At 60.0% G+C, this 4,052-nt stretch carries 6 protein-coding genes; 1 reads left to right on the plus strand and 5 read right to left on the minus strand.

Translation table 11 applies throughout. The features are described 5' to 3' along the window. Positions 1 to 1,083 (minus strand): MFS transporter (locus AAC083_RS04220; RefSeq protein ID WP_108535900.1); only part of this gene is annotated, 1,083 nt, incomplete at its 3' end. A 184-nt stretch (positions 1,084 to 1,267) separates the two neighbouring features. Here AAC083_RS04220 and AAC083_RS04225 point away from each other — a divergent pair. Next, the gene (locus AAC083_RS04225) at positions 1,268 to 1,864 is read left to right on the plus strand and encodes an HAD family hydrolase (protein ID WP_108535901.1); all 597 of its coding nucleotides are present in this window, start codon (positions 1,268 to 1,270) and stop codon (positions 1,862 to 1,864) included. Positions 1,865 to 1,871: 7 nt separating this feature from the next. On the opposite strand, the gene AAC083_RS04230 is transcribed toward AAC083_RS04225, so the two are convergent. The 4 genes from AAC083_RS04230 to AAC083_RS04245 all read right to left on the minus strand — a co-directional run. Further along, positions 1,872 to 2,087 carry a hypothetical protein gene (locus tag AAC083_RS04230; protein WP_108535902.1) on the minus strand — a complete coding sequence of 72 codons (216 nt, stop codon included), beginning with the start codon at positions 2,085 to 2,087 and terminating at the stop codon, positions 1,872 to 1,874. Next, the gene (locus AAC083_RS04235) at positions 2,087 to 2,338 is read right to left on the minus strand and encodes a hypothetical protein (RefSeq protein WP_108535903.1); all 252 of its coding nucleotides are present in this window, start codon (positions 2,336 to 2,338) and stop codon (positions 2,087 to 2,089) included. Before AAC083_RS04235 ends, AAC083_RS04230 begins: the two co-directional genes overlap by 1 nt. 257 nt (positions 2,339 to 2,595) lie before the next feature. After that, entirely contained in the window at positions 2,596 to 3,393 is a 798-nt protein-coding gene (locus tag AAC083_RS04240) for a DUF1338 domain-containing protein (protein WP_108535904.1), read from the minus strand. Positions 3,394 to 3,502: 109 nt separating this feature from the next. After that, a partial coding sequence (locus AAC083_RS04245; RefSeq protein ID WP_146181572.1) for an aldehyde dehydrogenase family protein occupies positions 3,503 to 4,052 on the minus strand: 550 nt, incomplete at its 5' end.

Below are 4,052 nucleotides of genomic sequence, written 5' to 3' on the forward strand. Positions count from 1 at the left end.
CACCGAGAGCGCCGGCAGCACCAGCCCCAACCCCAGACCGGCAAACCCAAGGGCCAGCTTGACCCAGACATCGAAATGGATCTGCCACAGCGCCAGCGCCGCCAGGGCAAAGCCCACCACCACGAAGCGCTTGTAATAACCGGTGCGGCCGATCAGCTTGCCGCCGACGAAGGCCCCTGCCGTGATGCAGACCATGAAGATCACCATGTAAAAACCGCTCTCGCTGGCTCCCATCCCCTTCTGCAACTGCATCTGCAGCGGCAGATAGACCAGCACGGCGAACATCAGCAGTTGAGAGGCCAGCGCCAGCAGCACGCTCACCAGATAACCGGGCAGCCGAGCCAGATGGGCGGGCAGTATGGGATCCTGGGCGCGCCGCTCCACCAGGATGAGCAGCAGCAGGCCAATCGCCAGTCCCGCCGCCAGCCAGATGGCAGGGAGCGCCGTCTCGGGCGAGAGCAGCAACAAGCCCAGCGTGGTGACAGTAATGAGCAGCGCGGCCCCCTTCCAGTCGAAGCGACTGTGGCGACGCACATTGAGGTGGCCCAGATTGCGGTTCACCAGCCAGAGCGCCAGCGCCCCGAGCGGCAGGTTGATCCAGAAGATCCAGCGCCAGCTGAGTTGCTCGGTAAAGTAGCCACCGAGCAGGGGCCCGGCGATGCTGGAGACCGCATAGACGGCCGAGATGTAGCCCTGATACTTGCCCACTTCCCGTGGCGGTATGCTGTCGGCGATGACGGTGAAGGCGAGTGCAATAAGTCCGCCGCCACCCAGTCCTTGCAGCACCCGGGCCGCCAGCAGGGTCGGCAGATCCTGAGAGAGGGCGCAGGCCACAGAGCCCGCCATAAACAGGCCTATGCCGATGTTGAGCATGCGTACCCGGCCGAACAGATCGCTCAGTTTGCCGTAAATGGGCAGGGCGGCGGTGGCCGCCAGCAGGTAGGCGGTGACCACCCAGGTGAGGGCGGCGCCAGCGTTCAACTCGGCCCCTATGATGGGCAGTGGGGTGGTGACTATGCTCTTTTCCAGTGAACCCAGGGCGATCACCAGGGCCACGCTTGAGAAGATGGTTTTTGGAGACATATGCGGGCTCGCTAATTTGAAATGCCAGGATCTGCGGCACAAAGCTCATCATTGTCTCATAAATCACCAGCCGATGGCCAAAACCACTGCCATGGCGCCGCCAGCGCGCAACCATGACGGAGGTCGCGGCATACGCCCGCTGGATCTGGTAGTGTGAGCGTTTGGTTCAAGAGGAAGCAGCCCCATGTCCGAGCAGTTCCAGTTTGATCAATACGACGCCCTGATTTTCGATATGGACGGCACCCTGGTGGACTCCATGCCCCTGCATCTGGATGCCTGGGAGGTAACCAGCTCAGAGTTCGGTCTGCCGTTTGATCGGGTACAGCTCAATGAATACGGCGGCATCCCTACCCGCAAAACAGTAAGCATGCTGGCTGCGCAGCACGGGCTGGATATCGATGTGGATGCCTTCACCCACCGCAAGACAGCCCTCTATTTGGAAAATATCGACAAGGCCCTCGTCTTCCCTCCCATGTGGGAGCTGGTCAAGCGCTGGCACGGCAAGGTGCCGATGGGCATAGGCACGGGGTCATCGCGGGAGCATGCCCGGCGCATTTTGAAAAATACCGGCCTGGATACCTATATCTCAGTGCTGGTCAGTGCTGACGACATCCACAACCACAAACCCCACCCGGACACCTTCCTGAAGGTTGCCGAGTTGCTCGGCGCCAATCCCGCCAACTGCCTGGTGTTTGAAGATACCCAAATCGGCATTCAGGCAGGCAAAGCCGGCGGCATGGCCACCTTGCTGGCCACCGAAGGCGCACTGCAACGGGTGTGAGAAAGGGTTAGCTAAGCGCCCGCCACTGCCGCCAGAGTCCGCCAAGGAAGACCAACAGGAAGAGGCCCAGAGCCATCTGCCAATGGAAAGTGAAATAGAGGTCCGCTGGCAGGGATGCCAGATAGATAAACAGGGCACTGAACAGGCCGCCACAGAGCGGTCTTTTCAACAAAGACCAGCGCAGCAGTGTGACAATACCGCCCCCCTTGCCAGACCGGGCCATCAGTGCATCCCCCGCAGGCTGAAATTGCCAGCGACGCTATACCACGGATTGTGCGCCCCGTGCTTCTCTTCACGCACCCCATGCTCTTGCAACAGTGTCAGCACCTCGGCCGGGATATCGGCAAAAGAGGGGGCAACGACAGCCATCCCCCCTTGTTCGACCCGTTGGTGACGCTCATCGTCATACTCGGCTACCCTGGTTGCGAGAGAGGTAAATGACTGACCTTGATTGAAAAAGTGATAACGAGACATAGTGGGCTCCGAAGCGTTGGGGCCACAATATACACCGAAGATTGCGAACAAAATAGACCCGTATGGAAATCAAATTAAGTCTTGGTTTACCGTCACCTCATACTCCCACCTTGTCACCGCCAAGGGCTGCAATGACCCGTTTAAGCGAGAGCAAAGGACCCGGGAGCACGGAGCCAAGGCCGGGTAAAAGGGTGTATAAGCCCAACGAAAAACTATAAAAGACGCCCCTTTCGGGGCGTTTTGGCCAACTGTCGCCCTTACATGGCGTTGGTGGATTCGAAGATCTTGTCGGCGGAGGCTTCCACAAAACCCGGGTAGAGCACACCATCGGCCTGCGGGTAACGCAGGGCAAACTCGTAGAAGCAGCTCGGGATGGTGCGCACGCCATCGGTGAAGGACACATCCGCCTTGTCGGCCATGGTGGAGGATTGCTCCAGCATCACCTGCGGGTCCCCTTTCACCTCGCCACCCACGCCGTTGAGCACGAAGCCGGCCGCCTTGAGGGCGGCGTTGACCTGCAAGATGGTATCGAACTGCTTGAGGCGATTGATGTTGACCGTGAAGTGGTTGGCACGATAGCCCCAGGCCGCCATCCAGGCTGCGTACTCACTCTCCGCCAACAGGGTCTGGTAATCGGCCCAGGAGACCTGCCAGGGGGCACCGGCATAGAGGAAGGCCGGGGTATCGGTCAGGTGCGCAGGCACCTGATCCGCCAGCTTGTGGATGATGGCCTGCGCCGCTGGGGAGAGTTCTTCCACCTTCAGCTCGCTGATGAACACCTTGGGGGCATCCGGATCTTTATGCTCAAAGTGCTTGGCATAGAGCTTCTTGGCCTTGAACACATATTCCCCCTTCTGCTCGTAACCGAGCGCCAGGAAGTGGGCGGCCAGCTTCTCCAGCCCCAGCTTGGGCAGGTTGTAGGTGCGAAACGCCACGTGATCATTGACGATGGGCTCGCCGCCACCCAGCAGGGTGTGGACCTTGAGGGCACTCGGGGTGACGTGAATGTAGTTATCCCACAAGTGACCGAACAGGGTGTCGATATCCTTTTGCATCTCTCTTTCCTTTGATTGCGGGTACAGACAAGGGCACCTGTTCAGTGCCCCTTTTATTGTTTGTGATCTGCGCTCAACGCAGAGGAGGACAGTGTCAGCCTCTTCCTTGTTAAAAGGTCAAACCCGGCGACAGCTGATCCGGCATGGCAGCCTTGCTGTCCTCGACGGAGGCAACGGGATAAGCACAGTAGTCGGCGGCGTAGTAGGCGCTCGCCCTGTGGTTGCCGGAGGCACCGATACCGCCGAACGGCGCGGCGCTGGAGGCACCCGTGATGGGCTTGTTCCAGTTGACGATACCGGCGCGGATCCGCTTGAAGAAGTGGTGCCAGTCCGCCTCGCGGTCGCCGAGCAGGCCCGCCGAAAGACCGAAGCTGGTGGCGTTGCCTTGATCGATGGCGGCATCAAAATCGTCGTAACGAATGAGCTGCAGCAGCGGGCCAAAATACTCTTCGTCCGGCAGTGCGCTCACAGCGGTGACATCGATGATGCCGGGCGAAACGAAGCCGGTGCCCGCTTCCAGGTGCTTGAGGGTGAGCAGACTCTCACCACCCAGTCGTTGCAGGCTGGCTTGCGCCTCAACCATGCCCAGCGCCGCTCTTTCGCTGATCATGGCCCCCATAAAGGGCTGCTCGGCGGCATCATAGAGGCCAACCTTGATC

The sequence above is a fragment of the Aeromonas sp. HMWF014 genome (assembly GCF_963878295.1).
In the GTDB taxonomy this organism is placed as follows: domain Bacteria; phylum Pseudomonadota; class Gammaproteobacteria; order Enterobacterales; family Aeromonadaceae; genus Aeromonas; species Aeromonas popoffii.

Coding starts and splice junctions, on each gene's coding strand:
- AAC083_RS04225 (WP_108535901.1), top strand. CDS start 1,268: ATGTCCGAGCAGTTCCAGTTTGATCAATACGACGCCCTGATTTTCGAT.
- AAC083_RS04230 (WP_108535902.1), bottom strand. CDS start 2,087: ATGGCCCGGTCTGGCAAGGGGGGCGGTATTGTCACACTGCTGCGCTGG.
- AAC083_RS04235 (WP_108535903.1), bottom strand. CDS start 2,338: ATGTCTCGTTATCACTTTTTCAATCAAGGTCAGTCATTTACCTCTCTC.
- AAC083_RS04240 (WP_108535904.1), bottom strand. CDS start 3,393: ATGCAAAAGGATATCGACACCCTGTTCGGTCACTTGTGGGATAACTAC.